The sequence below is a fragment of the Micromonospora sp. S4605 genome (assembly GCF_003176715.1).
In the GTDB taxonomy this organism is placed as follows: Bacteria; Actinomycetota; Actinomycetes; order Mycobacteriales; family Micromonosporaceae; genus Micromonospora; species Micromonospora echinaurantiaca.
Map to the genome: position 1 here is coordinate 1 of NZ_QGSW01000198.1, position 24,722 is coordinate 24,722.

Annotated in this window: 23 protein-coding genes and 1 pseudogene; 3 read left to right on the top strand and 21 right to left on the bottom strand. The window is 74.3% G+C overall.

What is annotated here, in order from left to right; translation table 11 throughout:
- Positions 1-108: 108 nt before the first annotated feature.
- Genes fmt through DLJ47_RS15930 form a run of 4 tightly spaced genes read right to left on the bottom strand, consistent with a single transcriptional unit; the run spans position 109 to position 3,806 of the window.
- On the bottom strand, positions 109-1,035 hold the full coding sequence (gene fmt / locus DLJ47_RS15915) for a methionyl-tRNA formyltransferase (RefSeq protein ID WP_109900786.1): 927 nt from the start codon (positions 1,033-1,035) through the stop codon (positions 109-111).
- A 7-nt stretch (positions 1,036-1,042) separates the two neighbouring features.
- On the bottom strand, positions 1,043-1,606 hold the full coding sequence (gene def, locus DLJ47_RS15920; protein ID WP_109900787.1) for a peptide deformylase: 564 nt from the start codon (positions 1,604-1,606) through the stop codon (positions 1,043-1,045).
- A gap of 45 nt (positions 1,607-1,651) precedes the next feature.
- Positions 1,652-2,923, bottom strand: a complete 1,272-nt coding sequence (locus DLJ47_RS15925; RefSeq protein ID WP_109900788.1) for a cytochrome P450 — start codon at positions 2,921-2,923, stop codon at positions 1,652-1,654.
- 28 nt (positions 2,924-2,951) lie between these two features.
- Positions 2,952-3,806, bottom strand: coding sequence for a LysR family transcriptional regulator (locus DLJ47_RS15930; RefSeq protein WP_109900789.1), 855 nt, complete (start codon positions 3,804-3,806; stop codon positions 2,952-2,954).
- Between the two features lie 78 nt (positions 3,807-3,884).
- Here DLJ47_RS15930 and DLJ47_RS36295 point away from each other — a divergent pair.
- Positions 3,885-4,199, top strand: a pseudogene (locus tag DLJ47_RS36295) (glutamine amidotransferase-related protein); the annotation flags it as partial.
- A 49-nt stretch (positions 4,200-4,248) separates the two neighbouring features.
- Positions 4,249-4,638 carry a hypothetical protein gene (locus DLJ47_RS36300; RefSeq protein ID WP_109900790.1) on the top strand — a complete coding sequence of 130 codons (390 nt, stop codon included), beginning with the start codon at positions 4,249-4,251 and terminating at the stop codon, positions 4,636-4,638.
- A 123-nt stretch (positions 4,639-4,761) separates the two neighbouring features.
- On the opposite strand, the gene DLJ47_RS15945 is transcribed toward DLJ47_RS36300, so the two are convergent.
- The 15 genes from DLJ47_RS15945 to pyrR all read right to left on the bottom strand — a co-directional run bounded on the left by DLJ47_RS15945 (position 4,762) and on the right by pyrR (position 22,745).
- Positions 4,762-5,745: an AAA family ATPase gene (locus DLJ47_RS15945; protein ID WP_088994792.1), complete on the bottom strand. Its 984-nt coding sequence runs from the start codon at positions 5,743-5,745 to the stop codon at positions 4,762-4,764.
- 267 nt (positions 5,746-6,012) lie between these two features.
- The gene (locus tag DLJ47_RS15950) at positions 6,013-8,148 is read right to left on the bottom strand and encodes a primosomal protein N' (protein ID WP_109900791.1); all 2,136 of its coding nucleotides are present in this window, start codon (positions 8,146-8,148) and stop codon (positions 6,013-6,015) included.
- 59 nt (positions 8,149-8,207) lie between these two features.
- The gene (gene metK / locus DLJ47_RS15955) at positions 8,208-9,401 is read right to left on the bottom strand and encodes a methionine adenosyltransferase (protein ID WP_088994794.1); all 1,194 of its coding nucleotides are present in this window, start codon (positions 9,399-9,401) and stop codon (positions 8,208-8,210) included.
- A 90-nt stretch (positions 9,402-9,491) separates the two neighbouring features.
- Positions 9,492-10,700: a bifunctional phosphopantothenoylcysteine decarboxylase/phosphopantothenate--cysteine ligase CoaBC gene (gene coaBC / locus DLJ47_RS15960; protein WP_109900792.1), complete on the bottom strand. Its 1,209-nt coding sequence runs from the start codon at positions 10,698-10,700 to the stop codon at positions 9,492-9,494.
- 14 nt (positions 10,701-10,714) lie between these two features.
- The gene (gene rpoZ / locus DLJ47_RS15965) at positions 10,715-10,981 is read right to left on the bottom strand and encodes a DNA-directed RNA polymerase subunit omega (RefSeq protein ID WP_013285517.1); all 267 of its coding nucleotides are present in this window, start codon (positions 10,979-10,981) and stop codon (positions 10,715-10,717) included.
- Between the two features lie 38 nt (positions 10,982-11,019).
- A complete protein-coding gene (locus DLJ47_RS15970; RefSeq protein WP_109900793.1) occupies positions 11,020-11,562 on the bottom strand; it encodes a guanylate kinase in 543 nt (180 codons plus the stop codon).
- 25 nt (positions 11,563-11,587) lie between these two features.
- Complete coding sequence (gene mihF, locus DLJ47_RS15975) at positions 11,588-11,905, bottom strand: integration host factor, actinobacterial type (protein WP_088994797.1); 318 nt, start codon at positions 11,903-11,905, stop codon at positions 11,588-11,590.
- Positions 11,906-12,083: 178 nt separating this feature from the next.
- Complete coding sequence (gene pyrF / locus DLJ47_RS15980) at positions 12,084-12,920, bottom strand: orotidine-5'-phosphate decarboxylase (RefSeq protein ID WP_109900794.1); 837 nt, start codon at positions 12,918-12,920, stop codon at positions 12,084-12,086.
- Positions 12,921-12,997: 77 nt separating this feature from the next.
- Positions 12,998-14,272: an adenosylmethionine--8-amino-7-oxononanoate transaminase gene (locus tag DLJ47_RS15985; protein ID WP_109900795.1), complete on the bottom strand. Its 1,275-nt coding sequence runs from the start codon at positions 14,270-14,272 to the stop codon at positions 12,998-13,000.
- A 136-nt stretch (positions 14,273-14,408) separates the two neighbouring features.
- The gene (locus DLJ47_RS15990; RefSeq protein ID WP_109900796.1) at positions 14,409-15,452 is read right to left on the bottom strand and encodes a quinone-dependent dihydroorotate dehydrogenase; all 1,044 of its coding nucleotides are present in this window, start codon (positions 15,450-15,452) and stop codon (positions 14,409-14,411) included.
- Positions 15,449-18,829 carry a carbamoyl-phosphate synthase large subunit gene (gene carB / locus DLJ47_RS15995; RefSeq protein WP_109900797.1) on the bottom strand — a complete coding sequence of 1,127 codons (3,381 nt, stop codon included), beginning with the start codon at positions 18,827-18,829 and terminating at the stop codon, positions 15,449-15,451. Before carB ends, DLJ47_RS15990 begins: the two co-directional genes overlap by 4 nt.
- Positions 18,822-19,967, bottom strand: a complete 1,146-nt coding sequence (gene carA / locus DLJ47_RS16000; protein ID WP_109900798.1) for a glutamine-hydrolyzing carbamoyl-phosphate synthase small subunit — start codon at positions 19,965-19,967, stop codon at positions 18,822-18,824. Before carA ends, carB begins: the two co-directional genes overlap by 8 nt.
- Entirely contained in the window at positions 19,964-21,241 is a 1,278-nt protein-coding gene (locus DLJ47_RS16005; RefSeq protein WP_109900799.1) for a dihydroorotase, read from the bottom strand. The genes carA and DLJ47_RS16005 overlap by 4 nt, the downstream gene beginning before the upstream one ends.
- A complete protein-coding gene (locus DLJ47_RS16010; RefSeq protein WP_088994804.1) occupies positions 21,238-22,164 on the bottom strand; it encodes an aspartate carbamoyltransferase catalytic subunit in 927 nt (308 codons plus the stop codon). Before DLJ47_RS16010 ends, DLJ47_RS16005 begins: the two co-directional genes overlap by 4 nt.
- Positions 22,161-22,745 carry a bifunctional pyr operon transcriptional regulator/uracil phosphoribosyltransferase PyrR gene (pyrR, locus tag DLJ47_RS16015; protein ID WP_109900800.1) on the bottom strand — a complete coding sequence of 195 codons (585 nt, stop codon included), beginning with the start codon at positions 22,743-22,745 and terminating at the stop codon, positions 22,161-22,163. The genes DLJ47_RS16010 and pyrR overlap by 4 nt, the downstream gene beginning before the upstream one ends.
- Before the next feature lie 283 nt (positions 22,746-23,028).
- Here pyrR and bldD point away from each other — a divergent pair, with 283 nt between their 5' ends.
- Positions 23,029-23,517 carry a transcriptional regulator BldD gene (gene bldD, locus DLJ47_RS16020; RefSeq protein ID WP_013285505.1) on the top strand — a complete coding sequence of 163 codons (489 nt, stop codon included), beginning with the start codon at positions 23,029-23,031 and terminating at the stop codon, positions 23,515-23,517.
- Positions 23,518-23,605: 88 nt separating this feature from the next.
- Here the strand turns inward: bldD and nusB are convergent, their stop codons facing one another.
- Both nusB and efp read right to left on the bottom strand, forming a co-directional pair.
- Positions 23,606-24,016, bottom strand: a complete 411-nt coding sequence (gene nusB, locus DLJ47_RS16025; RefSeq protein WP_172899525.1) for a transcription antitermination factor NusB — start codon at positions 24,014-24,016, stop codon at positions 23,606-23,608.
- Between the two features lie 23 nt (positions 24,017-24,039).
- Complete coding sequence (gene efp, locus DLJ47_RS16030; protein ID WP_109900801.1) at positions 24,040-24,597, bottom strand: elongation factor P; 558 nt, start codon at positions 24,595-24,597, stop codon at positions 24,040-24,042.
- Positions 24,598-24,722: the final 125 nt, after the last annotated feature.

The window sequence follows — 24,722 nt, forward strand, 5'->3', positions numbered from 1 at the left end:
GCCCCCGGCCGGCCGGGGGCCGCGCACCGCGCTCGCCACCGCCGGCCCGCCCCGCGCCGGGGCGCTCCTCGCGGCGCCCCTCCGTCGCGGGGCGCTCGGCCGGCCCCGTCACGCCATCACCTCGCCGGCGGCGACCCGGGCGCCGCGCGCCCAGTCGCTCGCCGGCATGGCCCGCTTGCCCGCCGCGCGCACCTCGCCGAGCACCACCGGCACGGTGGCCGTGCCGGCGAGCACCCGGGACTTCTCCACCAGCAGCTCGCCGGGCTTCAGCTCGGGCCCGTTGGCCACCGGGGTGACCGGGCCGAGCTTGACCCGCTCAGCGCGGAAGGTGGTCCACGGGCCGGGCGCCGGGGTGCAGGCCCGGATGCGGCGGTCCACCGCGAACGCCGGCTCCGACCAGCGCACCCGGGCGTCCTCCACGGTGAGCTTCGGCGCCAGCGACACCCCGTCGGCGGGCTGCGGCTCGGCCCGGGCGGTGCCGTCCTCGATGGCGTCCAGCACCGCCACCAGCAGGCCCGCGCCGGAGTGGGCGAGCCGCTCCAGCAGGTCGCCGGAGGTGTCCGTGGGCCGGATCTCGTCGGTCAGCGTGCCGTAGACCGGGCCGGTGTCCAGCCCCTCCTCCAGCTGGAACACGCTGGCCCCGGTGATCTCGTCGCCGTGCAGCACGGCGTGCTGCACCGGCGCCGCGCCGCGCCAGGCGGGCAGCAACGAGAAGTGCAGGTTGACCCAGCCGTGCCGGGGGATCTCCAGCGCGGCCGGCGGCACCAGCGCACCGTAGGCCACCACGGGTACGCAGTCCGGCGCCAGCTCGCGCAGCCGGTCGAGGAACTCCGGCTCGCGTGGGCGGGCCGGAGTGAGCACCGGCACGCCCTGCTCGTCCGCCCACGCGCCGACCGGGGACCGGACCAGGCCCCGGCCCCGCCCGGCGGGCGCGTCCGGCCGGGTGACCACGGCCACCAGCTCGTGGCGGGACGCGGCCACCGCGGCCAGGGCCGGGACGGCGACGGCCGGCGTGCCGGCGAAGATCACCCGCACCGGCCGCTCACCGACCCAGGCCGAAGGGGCTGCTGCCGGCGGCGTGCGGGCTGAGCTTGACCGTCGGCGGCGCAGCCGGGTCGTACCACTCGGCCTGGCGGATCGCCTTCATCGCCTCCTTGCGCCCGGCCGGGTCGAGCCGGTCGACGAAGAGCACCCCGTCGAGGTGGTCGGTCTCGTGCTGCACGCAGCGGGCCATCAGGCCGGTGCCGACGATCTGCAACGGGTCGCCGTAGCCGTTGAACCCCTTGGCGATCACGTTCTGCCGGCGCTTGGTGTCGAAATAGAGCCCGGGGATGGACAGGCAGCCCTCCGGGCCGTCCTGCTCCTCCTCGTCGGGGAACTCCAGGACCGGGTTGACCAGGTGGCCGAGCACGTCGTCCACGTCGAAGGTGAACACCCGCAGCCCCACGCCGAGCTGCGGCGCGGCGAGGCCGGCGCCGTTCTGCTCGCGCATGGTGTCGGTCAGGTCGGCGATGAGCTTGCGCAGCTCGGCGTCGAAGTCGACCACCGGATCGGCCGGCGTGCGCAGCACCGGGTCGCCGAACAGACGGATGGGCTGGACGGTCACGCGGGGTGGCTCCTTCACGGGTGGGACGAACTGGGCCGTACCAGTCTACGGAGTGCCGGGACGGCGCCCGGCCGGCGTACCGCGATCGGTGCCCGGCGCCACCGCCCCGACCCGCACCGGCAGCGTGTCGTAGCCGCGCAGGGTCAGCCGGGTGCGGTGCCGCGGCTCGCCGGCCAGGGCCAGGTCGGGCAGCCGGCGCAGCAGCAGCGGGAAGGCGACCTGAGCCTCCAGCCGGGCCAGCCCGGCGCCGAGGCAGTAGTGCGGGCCGGCCCCGAACGACAGCGGCTGCTGCTGCGCCCGCCAGGGGTCGAAGCGGGCCGGCTCCGGGTAGCGCCGGGGGTCCCGGTTGGCCGCACCGAGCAGCAGCAGCGCCCAGCTGCCGGCCGGCAGGTCGACGCCGCCGACGGTCGCCGGTGCGGTGCCCAGCCGGCTGGTGAGCTGCACCGGCGAGTCGTAGCGCAGCACCTCCTCGACGTAGCCGGGCGCGAGGTCGGGCCGGGCGCGCAGGGCGTCGGCCTGGCCCGGGTGACGCAGCAGCACCACCAGGCCGTTGCCGAGCAGGTTGGTGGTGGTCTCGAAACCGGCGACCAGCAGCACCACCAGGTTGGCCAGCAGCTCGTCGCCGGAGAGCCGGGCGCCGTCGGCGTCGTGCGCCTGCACCAGCGCGGTGGTCAGGTCGTCGGCCGGGGCGCGGCGGCGGGCCGCGACCAGCTCCGCGAAGTACGCGCTGAGCTCGCGCGCGCCCCGGTCGGCGACGGCCAGCTCGGCCGGGGTGATCTCCGGCTCCAGCACCCCGGTCAGGTCCGCCGCCCAGCGGCGGAACAGCGGCCGGTCGGCGGCCGGCACGCCGAGCAGCGCGCAGATCACCCCGACCGGCAGCGGGTAGGCGAACTCGGTCATGAAGTCGACGGACTCACCGGCGCGGCCCCGCTCGCGCATCGCGTCGACCAGCTCGCCGGCCTGCGCGGCGACCACCTCCCGCAGCGCGGCGACCCGGCGCGGGGTGAACGCGCCGGAGGCGAGCCGGCGCATCCGGCTGTGGTCCGGCGGGTTGGTCCGCAGCATCGACCTGGAGATCGAGGTCACCGCCGGGCTCTCCCGCCAGCCGGGCCAGAGCTGGTCGCGCAGCTCGTCGTCGAGCACCCCGAACCGCGGGTCGCGGAGGATCTCGTCGGCCTCGGCGTAGCCGGTCACCACGTAGTACGCCGGGGCCGCCTCGATCACCGGACCGTACCGGCGCAGCCGCTCGTAGGTCGGGTAGGGGTCGACGCGCCCCTGCGGTGACATCAGCAGCGTCAGCGCCTCGGCAGCGTCCATGGCCGGCCTCCCCGATCGACGGACCTCATCATCCACCCGATCCGCCCGGCGGACCATCCGCCGGCGCCGGCCGGAGCAGCTCGACCCGGTGCACCAGCCGTGGATCCGCCAGCGCCACCCCGACCAGGTCGACGCGCGCCCGTACCACCCCGGCCGGAAGCACGGCCAGCCCGTGCCCGGCGGCCACCACCGCCAGCAGGCCCGCGACGTCCGTGCCGAGGTAGCGCAGGGCGGCGCGGAACCCGTCAGCGCCGGTGACCGCGCGCAGTTGCGTCAGCGGGGCGGCGACCTCCGGCGCGTCGACCCAGCGGGCGAGGGCCAGGTCCGCGAGCCCGAGGGCGCGGCGGGCGGCCAGCGGATGGGTTCGGGGCAGCGCCACCACCACCGGCTCCACCCCGTGCGCCTCGGCCCGGATCGGCCCGAGGTCGGCGCCGGGCAGCGGATCGTTGGGGGCGGCGAACCCGTCGCGCAGCCCGAGGTCGAGCTCGTCCGTCGCGACCCGGCGTGGCAGGTCGGCACGGGTGGTGACGTGCAGCGTCAGCGCGCCGCCCCGCCCGCCTTCGGCGAGCCGGGCCGCCGCGGCCACCACCAGCGGGGTGGCGCCGATCCGCAGCGGCCCCGGTCGCGGGGTGGCCAGCCGGGCCAGGTCGGCCCGCGCCGCGGCGAGCCGGAGCAGGATCGGCTCGGCGTACCCGAGCAGCCGGGCCCCGGCGGCCGTCGGCGCCACCGGCCGGCGGTCCAGCAGGCGTACGCCGAGATCGGCCTCCAGGGCGGCGATGTGCTGGCTGACCGCCGACTGGGTGTAGCCGAGTTCCGCGGCGGCCGCCGAGAACGACCGGCGGCGGGCGACGACGGTGAAGGTGCGCAGCAGGTGCGGGTCCACGGCCGATAAGTGTTCCTGATCCGGCCAGTACGGATCATCGTTGGACGTGATCGGCCCGGGCTGGCGACGATGGGCGGCATGACCTCGGCCGTTGCCCGGCTCGCCCTCGTCGGCGACCGCTCCCCCGCCGTCCGCTCGCACACCCGGGTGCCCGCCCTGCTGGCCGCCCTGCGGGACCGGCACGGCGTCGACCTGGAGGCGTACTGGATCCCCACCGACGAGGCGGCGGCGAGCCGGCTCGCCGACTTCGACGGGATCTGGCTGCTACCCGGCAGCCCCTACCGCAGCGAGGCCGGCGCGCTGCACGCCGTGCGCCGTGCCCGCACCGGCGGCATCCCGCTGCTGGCCACCTGCGGCGGGTTCCAGCACACCCTGCTGGAGTACGCCCGCGCGGTCTGCGGCTGCTGGTCGCCGCCGGCTACGCGGTCGGTGCCTGGCCGACGTGGCCCACGGCGAGAACGCGCCGGACGCCGGGGAGCTGCTGATCGAGCCGCTCGCCTGCGCGCTGCACGGCCACGAGGGGCCGGTGGTGTTCACCGCCGGTTCGCTGGCGCAGCGGAGCACCGGCGTCGACCGCAGCACCGAACGCTACCAGTGCGGCTACGGGCTGAACCCGCGCTACCTGGCCACCCTGGTCGAGCACGGCATCCGGTTCACCGGGCACGACCCGCAGGGGCAGGTACGGGTCGCCGAACTGCCCGGGCACCCGTTCTTCCTGGCCACCCTCTTCCAGCCGGAGCTGGCCGGCGACGGCGACGAGCCGCACCCGATGGTGCGGGCCTTCGCGACAGCGGTGGCGGCCCGGCGGTCGCCGGGCGTCGCTCGGGCCTGAGCCCGGACGACCCGATCGGCCCGGACGACCCGATCGGCCGGGTCGCCGGTCGGTCCCGGACGGTCGATCGGCGGGGTCGGCGCGGGCCCGGCCGTCGGCCAGGTCACGCCGGTGGGGCTGGGCTCAGGCGCCCGCGCCCGGCTCCCCGGCCAGCACCGCGTCGCCGGCGTGCCGGGCGTGCTCCGGCAGCGGCAGCTCGATCTTGTGAGCGGCCTCCCAGTCGTAGACCACGCCGGGCCGGACCTGGGCGGTGAAGTAGTCCACCGCGCTCATCCCACCGACCACCGGCTCGTCGACCTCGGCGACCAGCTGCGCCGGCACCAGGTGGAAGCCGTTCTGCAGGGCGGCGCTGAGCCGGCGGTGTCCGTCGACGACGAAGAAGTACTCGCCGGTGTAGCCGATCTTCAGCGGCTCCAGCGCCTCGTCCCCGGCCGAGGCGACGTCCCCGACGAACTCGGAGTCCCAGAGGCCGCGCAGGGTGGCGATGTCCTCGGTCGGGTACACCCGGGCCGGGTCGAGCAGCAGCAGCGGCGGCGCGTCGCGCAGCACATCCGCGCCGAGCCGGCCCTCGTACGCGTCGATGATGTGCTCGACCACCTCGGCGGCCGACGCCCGGGTGGTGTCGCAGATCAGGTCGTAGTTGCGCAGCCGGGCCTTGTCCACCCCGTAGCGGACCAGGAACCGGCTCCGCTCGCTCTCGCTGCGCTCCTTCAGCTTGGCCCGGGCCTCCTCCAGCGAGGTGTAGCTCTCCGCCGGGCCGGACGGGCGGGCCAGCACCCGGCGGGCCGCCTCGGTCGGCTCGGTGATCATGTGCACCTTGACCGCGTCGGTGAAGAAGTGCCAGGCCAGCCGGGAGTCCATGACCAACCGCTCGCCCGACGCCGCGATGTCCCGCTGGAGCTGGTCGACGTAGCCGTCGACCGCCTGGTCCAGCTCGGCGTGCAGGTTGAGCTGCAGCGCGGTCATCTGCCGCTGTTGCGCCATCTCGCGGTAGAGGTCGCCGACGCTGACCCGGCGCAACCCCAACCGCTTGGCGATCTCCACCGACACCGTGCTCTTGCCGCTGCCGAGGTCACCGTTGAAGACGATCGACTGACGAACGGTCACGACTGGTCCACCCCTGATCACCGGCTGTTAGAGATCCCGACACCGCGCCGACCGACGCGTTCGGCGCCACCGTCGCGCCGTCCTGCGGCAGGTCCAGCTCGGCGCGCCTGACGCCGCGCCGCGACCTGGAGCCGTCGTACGCCCGGGCATGACGGGCGATGCTATCACCTCATGGCCAGCGGTTTCCCGGACACCGGGTGCGACGGGCGGCCGGTGGCGCCCCGGATCCGCGGCCCGGCCGCCGGCCGCACGCCCGGGTCGGGGCGCTCAGAACAGGGCCAGCGGGTCGACCTGGAGGCGGACCGGATCGGCGGCCTTGCGCGCGGTCCGCACCCCGGCGGCGGAGTGCAGCGCCTCGGCCAGCGCGGCGGCCCGGGCCCGGGGCACCCGGACCAGCATCCGCTCCCGCTCCCCGTCCGCCGGCACCGGCCCGAGCAGCTCGGCCTCGGCGGGCAGCCGGGCCTCGGCCAGCAGGTCGGCCACCGCCGCCGGCTGGCCGGTCACGCTGGCCATCCGCACCGCCGGCGGGAAGCCCAGCTCGCGCCGCTCGGCCAGCTCCCGTTCGGCGAACCAGGCGGCGTCCCAGCGCAGCAGCGCCTGCACCGGGGCGAGCGCGCCGTCGGCGACCACCACCACCCGGCCGCCGGCCGGTCCCGGCCGGGCCAGCGCGGCGGCGGCCAGCCAGCGGCGCAGCGCCTCCTCCCCGGCCCGCAGATCGGCCCGGGTGAGCAGGGCCCAGGAGTCGAGCAGCAGCACGGCGCCGTAGCCGCCGTCGGCGACCGGTTCGGCGCCCGGGGTGGCGATCACCAGGCCGGCGCCGCCGGGCACGGTGGCGAGCACCTCCTCCCGCCCGGACGTGCGCACCGGCACGCCGGGGAACGCCCGGCCCAGCTCCTCGGCGGTGCGCCGGGCGCCGGTGACCGAGGCGCGCAGCCGCCGACCACCGCACTGCGGGCAGGCGTACGCGGCGGCGACCCGGCCGCACCAGCGGCAGGCGGGGGTGCCGGCGGCCGACGGCAGGGCGAGCGGGCCGGCGCAGTGCGGGCAGCGCGCCGGGGTCCGGCAGTCGGCGCAGGCCACCGCGGGCAGGTAGCCGCGCCGGGGCACCTGGACCAGCACCGGCCGGTCGGCGCGCAGCGCGTCCCGGGCGGTGGTCCAGGCGAGGCTGGGCAGTCGGGCGCTGGCGGCCTGCGAGTCACGCGCCAACTGAGGATCGTCGCCGGTCGGCGCTATCGCCGGCATCCGCGCCCGCACGGTGGCCCGGTCGGCCACCACCTCCCGGGCCCAGCCCGTCTCCACCAGCAGTTGCGCCTCGGCCGTGCGGGTGTACCCGCCGACCAGGGCGGCCGCCGCACCGAGCTGGGCGCGGGTGAGCAGCACCTCCCGGGCGTGCGGGTAGGGGGCCCGGGGCTCGGCGTGCAGGTCGTCGCCGTCGTCCCAGATGGCGACCAGGCCGAGCCGGTCCACCGGGGCGAACATCGCCGCCCTCGTGCCGATCACCACTGGCACGTCGCCGCGCCGAGCGGCGAGGAACGCCCGGTAGCGCCGGGCGGGACCGAGCGCGGCGGAGAGGCAGACGTGCCGGCCGGGGCCCAGCGCGGCGGTCAGCGCGGCGTCCAGGCGGTCCAGGTCGCGGTTGTCGGCGACCACCACCACCGCGCCCCGGCCGCCGGCCACGGTCGCGGCGACCGCGTCGGCGTAGCGGGCGGGCCAGTCCTCCCCCGGCAGCGCCGACCAGACCGCCCGCGGCGCCCGACCCTCGGCCAGTGCCCGGAGCAGGGCCGGCCCGGCCGGGTACTCCCGCCAGCCGTGCGGGTCGGGCGGGCCCACCGGGCCGGCGGCTTCTCCCCCGGCTCCCGGACCGGCGGGCTCCGCACCGGCAGGCCGCGACGCGGGGTCCTGGCCGGGCGACTCCGTCGTGGCGTCCGCACCGGCAGCCGCACCGGCACCCAGACCGGCGGACTCCGCCGTGGCGTCCGCATCGGTGGGGTCTGGCGTGGCAGCCGGGCTGCCGGGCGCCGGCGGAGCGTCCGGGCCGTCGCCGCCCACCCCGGCGGTCCCGCCCTCGGCGGCGCGGGCGCGGACGTCCTTCTCCACCCGGGCGTGCCGGGGCGGCACGGCCAGCCGGAGCACGTCGGCGAGGCTGCCGGCGTACCGGTCGGCGACCGCGCGGGCCAGTCGGGCCACCTCGGGCGCCAGCACCGGCTCCGGCGAGACCACCTTCTCCAGGTACGCCAGCCGCCCGGTGTGCCCGGAGTCGTCGCCCCGGGACAGCAGCCAGCCGTCCACCAGCTGGCCGGCGAAGCGGACCTTCACCCGCACCCCGGGCGTCGCGTCCGCGTCCAGCTCGGCCGGCACCAGGTAGTCGAAGGGCCGGTCCAGGTGGGCCAGCGGCACGTCCACACAGACGCGAGCGACCGGCGACCCGTCCGCGGGCCGCCGGTCGCTACGCCTGGTGCCGGTCAGGCTCCCGCGGCCGACTTGAGGTCGGCGGCCCGGTCGGTGCTCTCCCAGGTCAGGTCGGGCAGTTCCCGGCCGAAGTGGCCGTACGCCGCGGTCTGCCGGTAGATCGGGCGGAGCAGGTTGAGGTCCCGGATGATGGCGGCCGGGCGGAGGTCGAACACCTCGGTCACCGCCTTCTCGATCGAGGTGACCGGCACCGTCTCGGTGCCGAACGTCTCGATGAAGAGGCTGACCGGGTGGGCCTTGCCGATCGCGTACGCGACCTGCGCCTCGCAGCGCTCGGCCAGGCCGGCGGCGACCACGTTCTTGGCCACCCAGCGCATCGCGTACGCCGCCGAGCGGTCCACCTTCGACGGGTCCTTGCCGGAGAACGCGCCGCCGCCGTGCCGGGCGTAGCCGCCGTAGGTGTCCACGATGATCTTGCGGCCGGTCAGGCCGGCGTCACCCATCGGGCCGCCGATCTCGAACCGGCCGGTCGGGTTGACCAGCAGCCGGTAGCCCTCGGTGTCCAGCCCGAGGCTCTCCAGCTCCGGGGCGATGACGTGCTCGCGCACGTCCGGGGTGAGCAGCGACTCCAGCGAGATGTCCGCGGCGTGCTGGCTGGACACGACCACCGTGTTGAGCCGCACCGGGCGCAGCCCGTCGTACTCGATGGTGACCTGGGTCTTGCCGTCCGGACGCAGGTAGGGGATGGTGCCGTCCTTGCGTACGGCGGCGAGGCGGCGGGCCAGCCGGTGCGCGAGCGCGATCGGCAGCGGCATCAGTTCCGGCGTCTCCGAGCAGGCGAAGCCGAACATCATGCCCTGGTCACCGGCGCCCTGCGCGTCCAGGGCACTCTCCGAGGCGCCGGTGCGCAGCTCGAAGGCGTTGTCGACGCCCTGGGCGATGTCCGGGGACTGGTTGCCGATGGAGACGCTCACGCCGCACGAGGCCCCGTCGAAGCCCTTCTTCGACGAGTCGTAGCCGATCCCGAGGATGGTCTCCCGGACGATGGTCGGGATGTCGGCGTACGCCTTGGTGGTGACCTCGCCGGCCACGTGCACCTGGCCGGTGGTGATGAGGGTCTCCACCGCGACCCGGCTGTGCGGGTCCTGGCTGAGCAGCGCGTCCAGGATCCCGTCGCTGATCTGGTCGGCGATCTTGTCCGGGTGGCCTTCCGTGACCGATTCGGACGTGAAGAGGCGGCGTGTCACGGCACTCCTAAGTTATGGAAAAGTCGTTCCGCGGCAGTGTAGTCACCACCGTCCGCGCAGCGCGCGCTGGTCAGTGTTCGGTACCACCCGTCAGGAGGGACCGGCCAGCCGGGTCACCACGAGGTCCCAGACGCCGTCGGCCAGGTCCTCCTTCGACTGCTCGGGCATCCGGCTGACCGAGCCGTCCGCGCCGATGACGGTCGCCGCGTTGGTCTCGGCGCCGAAGACCTTGTCCGGCCCGACCTCGTTGATCACGATGAGGTCGGCTCGCTTGCGGGCGAGCTTGGCCCGGCCGTTGGCCTCGGCGTCGCCGGTCTCGGCGGCGAACACCACCAGCACCTGCTCCGGTCGACGGCGCTGGCCCAGCTCGGCGGCGATGTCCGGGTTGGTGACCAGCTCGATGGTGGGCGCGCTGCCGTCGTCCGACTTCTTGATTTTGCCAGTCGCGTAGGTCGCCGGCCGGAAATCGGCCGGAGCGGCCGCCATCACCACCACGTCGGCCGCCTCGGCCGCGGCGAGGGTGGCCTGGCGCAGCTCCTCGGTGGTGCCGACCCGGACCAGGTCCACGCCGGCCGGATCCGGCAGCGCCACGTTGGCCGAGATCAGGGTGACCCGGGCGCCCCGGGCCACGGCGGTGCGGGCGAACGCGTAGCCCTGCTTGCCGGAGGACCGGTTGCCCAGGAAGCGGACCGGGTCCAGCGGCTCCCGGGTGCCGCCGGCGGTGACCACCACCCGGCGGCCGGCCAGGTCGGCCGGGGCGGCGACGCCACGGGTGAGGGCCCGGCGGGCGACCGCGAAGATCTCCGCCGGGTCGGGCAGCCGGCCCTTGCCGGTGTCCGCACCGGTGAGCCGGCCGACGGCGGGTTCGATCACCCGCACGCCGCGCCCGCGCAGCGTGGCCACGTTGGCGACGGTCGCCGGGTGCTCCCACATCTCGGTGTGCATGGCGGGCGCCAGCACCACCGGGCAGCGGGCGGTGAGCAGGGTGTTGGTGAGCAGGTCGTCGGCGAGGCCGTGGGCGGCCTTGGCGAGCAGGTCGGCGGTGGCCGGCGCGACCACCACCAGGTCGGCCTGCTGACCGAGGCGCACGTGCGGCACCTCGTGCACGTCGGACCAGACCTCGTCGGCGACCGGCTGGCCGGAGAGCGCCGCCCAGGTCGGCGCCCCGACGAAGCGGAGCGCCGACGCGGTCGGCACGACCCGGACCCGGTGGCCGGACTCGGTGAACAGCCGCAGCAGCTCGCACGCCTTGTAGGCGGCGATGCCGCCACCGACCCCGAGGACGATCCGGGCGGACATCGGCGCGGGGCGGGTTACGGCTGGTCGGTCGGCTCGGCGGTGAGCAGGCCCGCGTTGATCTCGCGCATGGCGATGGAGAGCGGCTTCTCCTGCGGGGTGGTCTCGACCAGCGGGCCGACGTACTCCAGCAGGCCCTCGCCGAGCTGGCTGTAGTAGGCGTTGACCTGGCGCGCGCGCTTGGCGGCGAAGATGACCAGGGCGTACTTCGACGTCGTCTTCTCGAGGAGCTCGTCGATCGGCGGGTTGGTGATGCCCTCGGGGTTGGTGGCGATGGATCCCACGAATTAACCTCTGCGTCTGGAGAACCGCTCGGACGCGGCTACGTCACCCGACCGCTCAGCGGCGACCGGGCCGGAGCCGGCATTGAAGAACCGAGCAAGCCTACCAGCTCGGTGACCGCCCGCTCGGTCAGGTCGTGCACCACGACGGCGTCGGTCTCCGCCAGGGTGGCCGGCGCCGGCTGGAATCCGGGCGGCACGAGCAGGACCAGGCGGGTGTCGGGAAGCACGGCCCGGACGCCGATCGCGCCGGGCAGGTCGAGCGGGAGCAGCACCGGCTGCCCGGCGGCCAGCCGGGCGCGTACCTGCGCGGCCGGCGTGCCGCGCGCGTACGGGCCGATCCGGCTCCACTCCAGCAGCTCGCCGGCGGCGGCCATCCGGTCGAACTCGACCGGGTCGCAGAAGAGCCGGTCGGTGCCGGGCCGTTCGCCCGCGCGCGGTGGGCGGGTGGTCGCCGGCACCGGCGTCCACACGGCGGGAGAACGCGCCCGGACCAGCTCGACGACACTCTCCCGGCCGGTGCCCGAAGGTCCGGCCAGGACAGTGAGCCGAGCCGCCGGGCGCGCCTCACCTTCCGTGCTCACTGCTTGTTTCTACACGCCGCCACGGTCAGTTGGCGGAGAACTCTCCAAGCAGTGCCTTGCGCTGCTGCTCGCCGAGACCGCGCAGGCGACGGCTGTCGGCGATCTTGAGCTTCTCCATGATCTGGGTGGCCCGGATCTTGCCGATACCCGGCATCGCCTGCAGGACGGCGGACACCTTGAGCTTGCCGACGACGTCGTCGGACTCGGCCCGCTCAAGGACGGCTCCGAGGGTGGTCTTGCCCTGCTTGAGCTGCTCCTTCAGCTCAGCGCGGGCCTTGCGGATCTCCGCAGCCTTCTCGAGCGCGGCTGCGCGCTGCTCGGGGGTCAGTGACGGGAGCGGCACCAGTTCTCCTCAGGTCCCTATCGCGACGGGCGGGACGCACCGCCGCATCTGTGAAACGTGGTGTCGCTGTGAACCAAGGGGTCCATGGTTCCCAGCGCGGGGAAAACTAGCGGTCAACGGAGCTTTCGGCAACGTGGGCGCGCCATGATCACCACAAAGTGACCGACCCGTCAGTCAGTCAACGGGCAGCCAGCGCGGCCCGGCAGTCGGCCAGCGCCCGCTCCGCGGCGGCCCGCAGGGCGTCCACGTCGGGGCCCGCGCCCAGCACCTCCCGGGAGTACGACGGCAGCACCGCGGGCAGGCTGGAACCGAAGACCAGGCGCAGGTCGGCCGGGGTGGCGCCCTGCGCGCCGAGGCCCGGCGCGAGCAGCGGACCGTTCACCGCGGACAGGTCGTGACCGGTGTCGCCGATGGTCGCCCCGACCACCAGACCGAAGCTGCCGAGCGGCTCCGCACCCGCGTTGAGCTGGGAAATCTCGTCGATCACGGTCTGCGCCACGGTCCGCCCGTCGGCCGCGCGGGCGCGCTGCACGGCGGCTCCCTCGGGGTTGGAGGTGAGCGCCAGCACGAAGACTCCACCGCCGTGCGCGGCGGCCAGCTCGAACATCGGAGCGAGCGAACCGACGCCGAGATACGGGCTGGCGGTGACCGCGTCGACATACAAGGGGCTGGATGGGTCGAGGTACGCGGCGGCGTACGCGGCGACCGTCGAGCCGATGTCCCCGCGCTTGACGTCAAGCAGAACGAGCGAGCCGGAATCCCGTAACTGTCGGATAGTTGACTCAAGAATTTCGACCCCGCGCGCGCCGAACCGCTCGAAGAAGGCCGACTGAGGCTTGATCACCGCAACCCGGTCACCGAGCGCTTCCACGACGGTCCGGGCGAACCGGTCGAGCCCGGTGACGTCGTCGGGCAGCCCCCAGCGGGCCAGCAGCCCCGGGTGCGGGTCGATGCCCACGCAGAGCGGGCCCCGTTCGGTCACGGCCCGGTGCAGGCGGGCGCCGAAAGTCTCCACGTCTCGTCCTCTCCTCGCTCCTCGCGCGGGCCGCGTCGGCCACCCGCGTACCCGGCCGTGGGTTCCTCGGCCCGGGCTCAGCCGGCCGCCACCGCCGCCGCCACGCCGGCCGCGATCCGGGCCAGGTCGGCGTCGTCGGTGACGTACGGCGGCATGGTGTAGACCAGGTCGCGGAACGGGCGCAGCCAGACGCCCCGCTCCGCCGCGGCGACGGTGGCGGCGGGCAGGTCCACCTCGTGGTCCAGGTGCACCACGCCGATCCCGCCCAGCACCCGCACGTCGATCACCCCCGGCGCGCCGCGCAGTGGCTCCAGGCCGGCCCGCAGTCCCGCCTGGAGCCTCGCCACCTGCCCCGCCCAGTCTCCGGCCCGCAGCAGCCCGATGGAGGCGTTGGCGACCGCACAGGCCAGCGGGTTGCCCATGAACGTCGGGCCGTGCGCCAGCACACCGGCCGCGGAGATGCCCCGGGCGATCCGCGGGGTGCACAGCGCCGCGGCCAGGGTGAGGTAGCCACCGGTGAGCGCCTTGCCCACGCACATCACGTCCGGCGTCACTCCGGCGTGCTCGGCGGCGAACATGGTGCCGGTGCGGCCGAAGCCGGTGGCGATCTCGTCGAAGACCAGCAGCACCCCGTGCTCCCGGGTCACCTCGCGCAGCACCCGCAGGTAGTGCGGGTGGTGGAAGCGCATCCCGCCGGCGCCCTGGACCACCGGCTCGACGATCACCGCGGCCAGTTCGTGGGCGTGCCGCTCGACCGAGTCGACCAGCGCCGCCTCGTAGGCCGGGTCGGGCGGGGTGTCGAACCCGCCCGGTGGCGCCGGGGCGAAGACCTGCCGGGGCAGCACGTCGCCCCAGAGGTGGTGCATGCCGCCCTCGGGGTCGCAGACGCTCATCGGGTGGAACGTGTCGCCGTGGTAGCCGCCCCGCCAGGTGCCCAGCCGGCGGCGCTCCGGCCGGCCGGTGGCCCGCTGGTACTGCAGGCACATCTTCACCGCGACCTCGACGCTCACCGAGCCCGAGTCGCAGAGGAAGACGTGTTCCAGCCCGTCCGGGGCCAGCTCGACCAGGGTCTGCGCCAGCCGTACCGCCGGGGCGTGGGTGAGCCCGCCGAACATCACGTGGCTCATCCGGCCGAGCTGGTCGGTCACCGCCGCGTCCAGCACCGGGTGCCGGTAGCCGTGGATCGCCGCCCACCACGACGACATCCCGTCGACGAGTTCCCGCCCGTCCGCCAGCCGCAGCCGCACCCCCTCCGCGCCCTCGACCACATAGGGCGGGCTGGCCGGCGGGAGCGCCGCGTACGGATGCCACACGTGCGCCCGGTCCCCGGCCAGGATCTCCTCGGGTGTCACGTGCGCTCCCTCGTAGCCTCGTCGAACGCGATGCCGACCGGGCGGGGGTACCGCCCGGTCGGGGTCGGTCCGGCCGGGTGCCGGGCGCGGCCGGCGGACTCCGCCGCACCCGGTCGGACGCCGCCGGGACGGCGGCTCACCGGCTCGCGGTCCCGGCCGTGGCCGGGGCGGCGGCCGACGCGCGGGCGGCGGCCCGGACCAGGGCCGGGCCACGGTAGATGAAGCCGGTGTAGAGCTGGACCAGGCTGGCGCCGGCGTCGAACATCCGGGCCGCGCCGTCCGGGTCGACGATGCCGCCCACGCCGACGATCGGCAGCCGGCCACCGGTCTCCCGGTGCACGAAGGCGACCACCTGCCGGGCCCGGTCGGCGAGCGGCCGGCCGGAGAGCCCGCCAGCCTCCGCGCCCCGCGCCCGGTCCGCCGGGGCCAGCCCGTCCCGGGCCAGGGTGGTGTTGGTGGCGATCACCCCGGCCGCGCCCCGGGCCAGGCAGACCTCCAGCAACTCGGCGATGGCCGGCTCGGTCAGGTCCGGGGCGATCTTCACCAGCACCGGCTTCTCCCCCACCAGCGCCGCGAGCAGCGCGTCCAGGTGCGCCCGGTCCTGCAACGCCCGCAGCCCCGGGGTGTTCGGCGAGGAGACGTTGACCGCGAAGTAGTCACCGTGCCCGCGCAGCGCCCGGTAGGAGGCCTGGTAGTCCGCCACCGCCTCGTCCAGCGGGGTCACCTTGGACTTGCCCAGCGAGATGCCCAGCGGCACGCCCAGCGGGCGGGGCAGCGCCGCCAGCCGGGCCGCGAGGGCCTCGGCGCCGGCGTTGTTGAAGCCCATCCGGTTGACCACGGCCTCGCTGTCGCGCAGCCGGAACAACCGGGGCCGGGGATTGCCCGGCTGCGGGTGCGCGGTGACCGTGCCGACCTCCACGAAGCCGAAGCCGAGCGCCGGCCAGGCGGGCAGCGCGACGCCGTTCTTGTCCATCCCGGCGGCCAGCCCGACCGGGTTGGGGAACTCGACGCCGAACACCGTGCGCGGCGCCGCGACGGCGTACCGGGCGCGCAGCGCGGCCAGCGCCGCCGGCCGGTGAGCAAGCCCGGCCAGGCGGCGCAGCGTCCACTCGTGCGCCGCCTCTGCGTCCCCGCCCCCGATCCGGAACAGCCCCGGCCGCACCACCCGCTCGAAGATCACTGCTCGGCCCGGAGGGCGGCGTGCAGCTCCTGAAGGGGGCGGACCTGCATGTCGCCGCGGATCCGGGCCTCGATGCCCATCACCGCGGCGGCCGCGCCGGGCACCGTGGTGATGCACGGGATGTCAGCGGTGACCGCCGCGCTGCGGATCTCGTAGCCGTCCGAGCGGGCGCTGGCGCCGGAACCCTGCGGCGTGTTGATCACCAGTGCCACGTCGCCGCCGAGGATCAGCGACACCGCGTCCTCGCCCGCGCCCGCCTCGTAGTGCTTGCGGATCTGTTCGCAGGCGATGCCGTGCCGGCGCAGCACCTCGGCGGTGCCGGTGGTGGCGACGATCTCGAAGCCCAGGTCGGCCAGGCGCTTGATCGGGAAGATCATGCCGCGCTTGTCCCGGTTGGCCACCGAGACGAAGATCTTCCCGCCGGTCGGCAGCGAGCCGTACGCGGCGGACTGGCTCTTGGCGAAGGCGTGCCCGAAGGCGGTGTCGATGCCCATCACCTCGCCGGTCGACTTCATCTCCGGGCCGAGCAGCGAGTCCACCCCCTTGCCGGTGGGGGTGCGGAACCGCTTGAACGGCAGCACCGCCTCCTTCACCGCGATCGGGGCGTCCGGCGGCATCGAGCCGCCGTCCCCGGTGGCCGGGAGCAGCCCCTCGGCACGCAGTTCGGCGATGGTGGCGCCGAGCGCGATCCGGGCGGCCGCCTTGGCCAGCGGCACGGCCGTGGCCTTCGACACGAACGGCACCGTCCGGGACGCCCGCGGGTTCGCCTCCAGCACGTAGAGCACGTCGTCCTTGAGCGCGTACTGGACGTTGAGCAGGCCGCGTACGCCGATTCCCCGGGCGATCGCCTCGGTGTACCGACGCACCTCGGCCAGGTGCGAGCCGGCCAGGGTGATCGGCGGCAGCGCGCAGGACGAGTCGCCGGAGTGGATGCCGGCCTCCTCGATGTGCTCCATCACCCCGCCGAGGTAGACCTCGCCGTCGGCGTCGCAGAGCGCGTCCACGTCGATCTCGATGGCGTCGTCGAGGAAGCGGTCCACCAGCACCGGGTGGTCCGGCGAGATCGCGGTGGCCCGGCCGATGTAGTCGCGCAGCGTGGCGTCGTCGTAGACGATCTCCATGCCCCGACCGCCCAGCACGTACGACGGCCGCACCAGCACCGGGTAGCCGATCTCCTCGGCGATCGCCTTCGCCTCGTCGTACGAGGTGGCCATGCCGTGCGCCGGCGCGCGCAGCCCGGCCCGGGCCAGCAGCGCGCCGAACGCGCCCCGCTCCTCGGCCAGGTGGATCGACTCCGGGGAGGTGCCGACGACCGGTACCCCGGCGTTCTTCAGCCGCTGCGCCAGCCCGAGCGGGGTCTGCCCGCCGAGCTGCACGATCACCCCGATCACGCCCGGTCCGCCGGCCGCCTTGCCGGAGGCGTCCTCGGCGTGCCAGACCTCCAGCACGTCCTCGAAGGTGAGCGGCTCGAAGTAGAGCCGGTCGGCGGTGTCGTAGTCGGTGGAGACCGTCTCCGGGTTGCAGTTGACCATCACGGTCTCGAAGCCGGCGCCGGCGGAGCCGGCAGCGCCGCCGACCGGCGCGGTACGCAGCGCCATCACCGCGTGCACGCAGGAGTAGTCGAACTCGATGCCCTGCCCGATCCGGTTCGGCCCGGAGCCGAGGATCATCACCTTGGGCCGGGCCGAGCCGACCACCTCGGTCTCGGAGTCGTACGAGGAGTAGTGGTAGGGCGTGGTCGCGGCGAACTCGGCCGCGCAGGTGTCCACCGTCTTGTACACCGGCCGGATGTCGAGCCGGTGCCGCAGCGTGCGTACCCCGTCCTCGGCCGCCAGCTCCGGACGCAGCGCCGCCAGCTGCCGGTCGGACAGCCCGGCCCGCTTGGCCCGGCGCAGCAGGTCGGCGTCGAGCACCGGCGCGGCGACGATCTCGGCACGCAGCTCGACCAGGGCGGCGATCTGATCCAGGAACCACGGGTCGATGCCGCCGGAGGCGGTGGCGACCTCGGCGATCGACGCGCCCAGCCGCAGCGCCCGCTCGACCGTGTAGAGCCGGCCGTCGTGCGGCATCCCCAGCGCGGCGAGGCTGTTCTCCTTCGTCGCACCGGCCGGGTCGGGCCGGGTCCAGAAGCCGGCCGCCGCGGTCTCCATCGAGCGCATCGCCTTGTTCAGCGCCTCGGTGAAGTTGCGGCCCAGGCTCATCGCCTCGCCGACCGACTTCATGGTGGTGGTCAGCTCCGGGTCGGCGCCGGGGAACTTCTCGAACGCGAACCGCGGGATCTTCACCACCACGTAGTCCAGCGTCGGCTCGAACGCCGCCGGGGTCTTCAGCGTGATGTCGTTGGGGATCTCGTCCAGGGTGTAGCCGATGGCCAGCTTCGCGGCGATCTTCGCGATCGGGAAGCCGGTCGCCTTGGACGCCAGCGCCGAGGAGCGGGACACCCGCGGGTTCATCTCGATCACCACGATCCGCCCGTCGGCCGGGTTGATCGCGAACTGGATGTTGCAGCCGCCGGTGTCCACCCCGACCTCGCGCAGCACCGCGATGCCCAGGTCGCGCAGGCGCTGGTACTCCCGGTCGGTGAGGGTCATCGCCGGGGCGACGGTCACGCTGTCGCCGGTGTGCACGCCCATCGGGTCGACGTTCTCGATCGAGCAGACCACCACCACGTTGTCGTGGCGGTCGCGCATCAGTTCGAGTTCGTACTCCTTCCAGCCGAGCACGCTCTCCTCGATGAGCACCTCGTGCACCGGGCTCGCGGCCAGGCCGGCCCCGGCGATCCGGGCCAGTTCCTCGGGGGTGTGTGCCATGCCGGAGCCGAGGCCGCCCATGGTGAACGACGGCCGGATCACCACCGGCAGGCCCAGCTCGGCGACGGTCGCCTCGACCTCGTCCATCGAGTGGCAGACCCGGGACCGGGGCACCAGCCCGGCCGGGTCGTCGACGCCGAGCCGGACCCCGGCCTTGGCCACGATGTCCTTGAACAGCTGCCGGTCCTCGCCGCGGTTGATCGCCTCGATGTTCGCGCCGATCAGCTCGACGCCGTACTTCTCCAGCACGCCGGAGGAGTGCAGGGCGACCGCCGTGTTCAGCGCGGTCTGCCCGCCCAGGGTGGGCAGGATCGCGTCCGGCCGCTCCTTGGCGATCACCAGCTCGACGAACTCCGGGGTGATCGGCTCGACGTACGTGGCGTCGGCGAACTCCGGGTCGGTCATGATCGTCGCCGGGTTCGAGTTGACCAGGCTGACCCGGATGCCCTCGCTGCGCAGCACCCGGCAGGCCTGGGTGCCGGAGTAGTCGAACTCGCAGGCCTGCCCGATCACGATCGGCCCGGAGCCGATCACCAGGACGTGCTTGAGATCGGTCCGCTTAGGCATCGGTGCGCCCCTCGATGAGTTCGGCGAAGCGGTCGAACAGGTAGTCCGCGTCGTGCGGGCCGGCCGCCGCCTCCGGGTGGTACTGGACGGTGAAGGCGGGCACGTCCTTCGCCCGCAGCCCCTCGACCACGTTGTCATTGAGGCAGACGTGACTGACCTGGACGCCGCCGAACTCGGTCTCGATCACCTGGTCGGGTACGACAGCGCCCTGCCGTGCCCCCGGCACCTCGACGGCGAAGCCGTGGTTGTGGCTGGTCACCTCGACCTTGCCGGTGGCCCGGTCGAGCACCGGCTGGTTGATCCCCCGGTGGCCGTAGCCGAGCTTGTAGGTGCCGAAGCCCAGCGCCCGGCCGAGGATCTGGCTGCCGAAGCAGATGCCGAACAGCGGGATCTCGCGGCGCAGCACCTCCCGGGCCAGCGCGACCGGGCCGTCGGCGGTGGCCGGGTCGCCGGGGCCGGGTGAGAAGAAGACCGCGTCGGCGCCGGTGGCCAGCAGGTCGTCGATGGTGGAGCCGGCGGGCAGCACGTGCGTGGTCACCCCGCGCGCGGCCAGCCGGCGCGGCACGTTGCGCTTGATGCCCAGGTCCAGCGCGGCCACCGTGTACCGGTGCTCGCCCTCGGCGGCGACCACGTACGGCTTGGCGGTGGTCACCTCGGCGGAGAGGTCCGCGCCGACCATCGGCGGCGCCTGCCGCACCCGGGCCAGCAGCGCCCGCGGGTCGGTCTCCACGCTGGAGACGCCGACCCGCATCGCGCCGCGCTCGCGCAGGTGCCGGGTCAGCGCCCGGGTGTCCACCCCGCTGATGCCGACCACGCCCTCGGTGGCGAGCCGGTCCTCCAGCCCGCCGGTGGCCCGCCAGTTGGAGCCGATCCGGGCCGGGTCACGCACCACGTAGCCGGCCACCCAGATCCGGTCGGACTCGTCGTCCTCGCCGTTGACGCCGGTGTTGCCGATGTGCGGGGCGGTCTGCACCACCACCTGCCGGTGGTAGGACGGGTCGGTCAGGGTCTCCTGGTAGCCGGTCATGCCGGTGTTGAAGACCGCCTCGCCGAAGGTCTCCCCGACGCTGCCGTACGCCTCGCCGTGGAAGGTCCGTCCGTCCTCGAGGACGAGGATCGCCGATCGTCTGCGGGTCACTTGACAGCCTTTCCGTCCAGGACCGTCGGCTCGCCGCGCAGGAAGGTCGCCACGATGCGACCCGGCAGCGTCATGCGGGCGTACGGGGTGTTGCGACTGCGGCTGGCCAGCTCGGCCGGCTCGATCACCCGGCGGGCGGCCGGGTCGACCAGGGTCAGGTTGGCCGGCACGCCGGGCGCCGGATCGAGGCCGTGCCCCTCCAGCCCGGCGATCCGGGCCGGGGTGCGGGACATCCGCTCGGCGATCAGGTCCCACTCGGGGCCGAGCACGTCGAGCGCGATGGACAGCGCCGTCTCCAGGCCGAGCATGCCCGGCCGGGCGTACGCCCACTCGCACTCCTTGTCCTCCACCGCGTGCGGGGCGTGGTCGGTGGCGACGATGTCGATCACGCCGTCGACCAGCGCGGCGCGCAGCGCGGCGATGTCGGCGGCGGTGCGCAGCGGCGGGTTGACCTTGTAGACCGGGTCGTAGGTCGCCGCCCGCTCGTCGGTGAGCAGCAGGTGGTGCGGGGTCACCTCGGCGGTGACCCGGACCCCGCGGGCCTTGGCCTGCCGGAGCACCTCGACGCTGCCGGCGGTGGAGACGTGGCAGACGTGCAACCGGCTGCCGACGTGCTCGGCCAGCAGCACGTCCCGGGCGATGATCGCCTCCTCGGCGACCGCCGGCCAGCCGGTCAGCCCGAGCCGGGTGGAGACCTCGCCCTCGTGCATCTGCGCGCCCTCGGTGAGCCGGGGCTCCTCGGCGTGCTGGGCGATGATCCCGTCGAACGCCTTGACGTACTCCAGCGCCCGGCGCATCAGCTTCGGGTCGGCCACGCAGTGCCCGTCGTCGGAGAAGATCCGCACCCGGGCCGCGGAGTCGGCCATCGCGCCGAGTTCGGCCAGCCGCTCGCCGGCCAGCCCGACGGTGACCGCGCCGATCGGCTGCACGTCGACCAGCCCGGCCTCCCGGCCTAGCCGCCAGACCTGCTCGACCACGCCGGCGGTGTCGGCCACCGGCGAGGTGTTGGCCATCGCGCAGACCGCCGTGTAGCCGCCCAGGGCGGCGGCCCGCGAGCCGGACTCGACGGTCTCGGCGTCCTCCCGGCCCGGCTCGCGCAGGTGGGTGTGCAGGTCGACCAGGCCCGGCAGGGCCACCAGGCCGGTGGCGTCGAGCACGGTGGCGCCGTCGGCGGTCAGGCCGGCGCCGACCTCGGCCACGACGCCGTCGCGGATCAGCAGGTCGGTCGGCGCGGCCCCCACCACGCTGACCCCCTTGACCAGGTACGCGGTCATGAGTTGTTCCCCCCGAGCAGCAGGTAGAGGACGGCCATCCGGACGGAGACCCCGTTGGCGACCTGTTCGACGATGGTGGAGCGGGGCGAGTCGGCCACCTCGGGCGTGATCTCCATGCCCCGGTTCATCGGGCCGGGGTGCATGACGATCGCGTGCTCGGGCAGCCGGCGCATCCGCGGGCCGTCCAGGCCGTAGCGGCGGGCGTACTCGCGGGCGGACGGGAAGTAGGAGTCGTTCATGCGCTCGCGCTGCACCCGCAGCATCATCACCACGTCCGAGGTGGGCAGCACGGTGTCCAGGTCGTAGCAGACCCCGGTGCCGGGCGCGAGCGCCTGCGCGATGTCGACCGGGATCAGCGTCGGCGGCCCGACCAGGGTCACCTTGGCGCCGAGGGTGGACAGCAGCAGCACGTTGGAGCGGGCCACCCGGCTGTGCAGCACGTCCCCGACCACCGCGACCGACAGGCCGGCCAGCCGGCCCAGCCGGGCCCGCATGGTGTACGCGTCCAGCAGCGCCTGGGTGGGGTGTTCATGAGTGCCGTCGCCGGCGTTGACCACCGAGCCGTCGACCCAGTTGGCGAGCCGGTGCGCGGCGCCGGAGGCGGGGTGGCGCACCACCACCGCGTCGGCCCCCATCGCCTGCAGGGTCAGCGCGGTGTCCTTCAGGCTCTCGCCCTTGGCGACGCTGGACCCCTTCGCGGAGAAGTTGATCACGTCGGCGCTGAGCCGCTTCGCCGCCGCCTCGAACGAGATCCGGGTCCGGGTGGAGTCCTCGTAGAAGAGGTTGACCACGGTGCGGCCGCGCAGCGCGGGGAGCTTCTTGACCTCGCGGCCGGCGACGGTGGCCATCTCGGCGGCGGTGTCCAGGATCTGGGTGGCGGTGGCGGCGTCCAGGTCGCCGCCGGAGAGCAGGTGCCTGATCATGCGGGGGTCCCCCCGAACAGCTTGACCTCGTCGGCGCCGTCGGTCTCGGCGAGGGTGACCTTGACGCTCTCGGCGAGCGAGGTCGGGATGTTCTTGCCGACGTAGTCGGCGCGGATCGGCAGCTCCCGGTGGCCGCGGTCGACCAGGACGGCGAGCTGCACCGAGGCCGGGCGGCCCACGTCGTTGAGCGCGTCCAGGGCGGCCCGCACGGTCCGGCCGGAGAAGAGCACGTCGTCGACGAGGACGACCCGCTTGCCATCGATGCCGCCGGCCGGCAGCTGGGTGGGACCGACCGCGCGGGTGGCGTGCCGGCGCAGGTCGTCGCGGTAGAGGGTGATGTCCAGCACGCCGACCGGGACGGTCACGTCCTCGAAGGTGCTGATCCGGGCGGCCAGCCGCTTCGCGAGCGGGGCGCCCCGGGTGGGTATGCCGAGCAGGACGGTGTCGGCGGCGCCCTGGGTCTTCTCCAGGATCTGGTGGGCGATCCGGTCGACCACCCGCTGGACGTCGGCGCTGGTGAGGATCACCTTCACCGAGGGTTGTCGGGCGGTCGGCGACTGGGCAGCCGGTGGGTAGGCCACGGCGGACCTCCTTCCCCGCCTCACGGGACGGGTCGTTAAAGGACGTCGGATCCGCACGCCGGACCGGGTCCGGCCCGGCGTGGGCTTCAGCCACGTTACCAGTGGTCACGGGCCGGACCGCCGGCGGCCACTGAGCACCTGGTCAGCCCGGCGAAATGGGGATAACTCCCCCGGCGTACCCAACGGGAAGGTCACGACCACTTGACCAGGTGTCGCAATCCCCGTACCGTCACGCTCCGTAGCGATAGCTGGGAGAACCCCGAGCAGCACTGGGAGTGTCCGAATGCCCTCTGAATACGCCAAGTCGCTGGGCGCCCGCCTGCGCTCCATCCGCCAGCAGCAGGGCCTGTCCCTGCAGGGGGTGGAGGAGAAGTCGAACGGGCGGTGGAAGGCGGTGGTGGTCGGCTCGTACGAGCGCGGCGACCGGGCCGTCACGGTGTCCCGGCTGGCCGAGCTGGCCGACTTCTACCGAGTTCCCGTCTCGGAGCTGCTGCCCGACGGCAGCGGGGTGCGGCACGAGCCGACCAGCAAGATCGTCCTGGACCTGGAGCGGCTCTACGACGAGGCCTCGGAGGACCTGGCCTACGTCGCCCGGTACGCCCGTGCCATCCAGCAGCAGCGCGGTGACTACAACGGCCGGGTGCTCTCCATCCGCGCCGACGACCTGCGCGCGCTGGCGATCGTCTACGACGCCTCGCCGTCCGGCCTGATCGAGCGGCTGACCGAGCACGGTGTGCTGGTCGCCGACCCGCGGGCGTTCTTCGCCTCCTGACCGCTGTCGCACCGAAAGGGCCCGTGCCGGACGGCACGGGCCCTTTCGTGGTCGGTGTCGCTTTACGCGGGCGGCGGACCGGCCGCGCTCAGCGGGTGGCGTACTCGGCGATCCGGCCGAGCAGACCGTTGAGGAAGCGCGGCGAGTCGTCGGTCGACATCTGCCGGGCCAGCTCCACCGCCTCGCTGATCGCCACCGGGTCGTCGATCTCGTCGACGTAGAGCAGCTCGTAGACGGCGATCCGGGCCAGGTTGCGGTCGACCGCCGGCATCCGGTCGAGCGTCCAGCCCTCGGCGTAGCTCGCGATCAGCTCGTCGATCCTGTCGAGGTGGTCGGCGACGCCCTCGACCAGGCTCACCGCGTAGCCGAGGTGCTCCGGCCGGGGCTTCTCGATCCGCTCGAGGTAGCCCGCGAGCACCTCCACCGGCGGCCGGTCACGCAGGTCGGCCTCGTAGAGCACGTCCAGTGCCCGCTTGCGCGCCTTGCGGCGCGCCGGCATCTGCTGTTTGGGACCCTCGGCCATCAGGCGCGGCCGAGGTAACGGCCGTCGCGGGTGTCGACCTTGATCTTCTCGCCGGTGGTGATGAAGAGCGGCACCTGCACGGTCGCGCCGGTCTCGACGGTGGCCGGCTTGTTGCCGCCGGTGGAACGGTCGCCCTGCAGGCCCGGCTCGGTGTAGGTGACCTCGAGCACGACGCTGGTGGGCAGTTCCACGTAGAGCGGGACGCTCTCGTGGGTGGCCACCGTCGCCTCGGCCTCGGGCAGCAGGTAGTTGGCCGCCTCGCCGACGGTGCCGCCGGGGACGGTGATCTGGTCGAAGGTCTCCAGATCCATGAAGACGTAGTCCTCGCCGTCGGCGTAGAGGTACTGCATGGTGCGCTTGTCGACGGTCGCGGTCTCGACCTTGGTGCCCGCGTTGAAGGTCTTGTCGACGACCTTGCCGGAGAGCACGTTCTTCAGCGTGGTACGCACGAACGCACCACCCTTACCGGGCTTGACGTGCTGGAACTCGACGACGGACCAGAGCTCCCCGTCGAGGTTGAGTACCAGGCCGTTCTTCAGGTCGTTGGTGGTGGCCATTTCCTGCCTTGATCATCAATTGGCGGACAGACCTGGAAAGTCTACTAGCTGCGCCGACCACCGTCGCCCGCCGCCGGTCCGTCGCCCCGCCCGCCGCCGGACCGTGGCCCCGCCCGCCGCCGGAC

Excerpts from the sequence above, each read along its gene's own strand:
- DLJ47_RS16010 (WP_088994804.1), bottom strand. The coding sequence starts at position 22,164 with ATGATCAGGCACCTGCTCTCCGGCGGCGACCTGGACGCCGCCACCGCC.
- nusB (WP_172899525.1), bottom strand. The coding sequence starts at position 24,016 with ATGCCGGCGCGCCGCAAGGCGCGCAAGCGGGCACTGGACGTGCTCTAC.
- bldD (WP_013285505.1), top strand. The coding sequence starts at position 23,029 with ATGCCCTCTGAATACGCCAAGTCGCTGGGCGCCCGCCTGCGCTCCATC.
- DLJ47_RS15925 (WP_109900788.1), bottom strand. The coding sequence starts at position 2,923 with ATGGACGCTGCCGAGGCGCTGACGCTGCTGATGTCACCGCAGGGGCGC.
- DLJ47_RS16005 (WP_109900799.1), bottom strand. The coding sequence starts at position 21,241 with ATGACCGCGTACCTGGTCAAGGGGGTCAGCGTGGTGGGGGCCGCGCCG.
- carB (WP_109900797.1), bottom strand. The coding sequence starts at position 18,829 with ATGCCTAAGCGGACCGATCTCAAGCACGTCCTGGTGATCGGCTCCGGG.
- coaBC (WP_109900792.1), bottom strand. The coding sequence starts at position 10,700 with ATGTCCGCCCGGATCGTCCTCGGGGTCGGTGGCGGCATCGCCGCCTAC.
- efp (WP_109900801.1), bottom strand. The coding sequence starts at position 24,597 with ATGGCCACCACCAACGACCTGAAGAACGGCCTGGTACTCAACCTCGAC.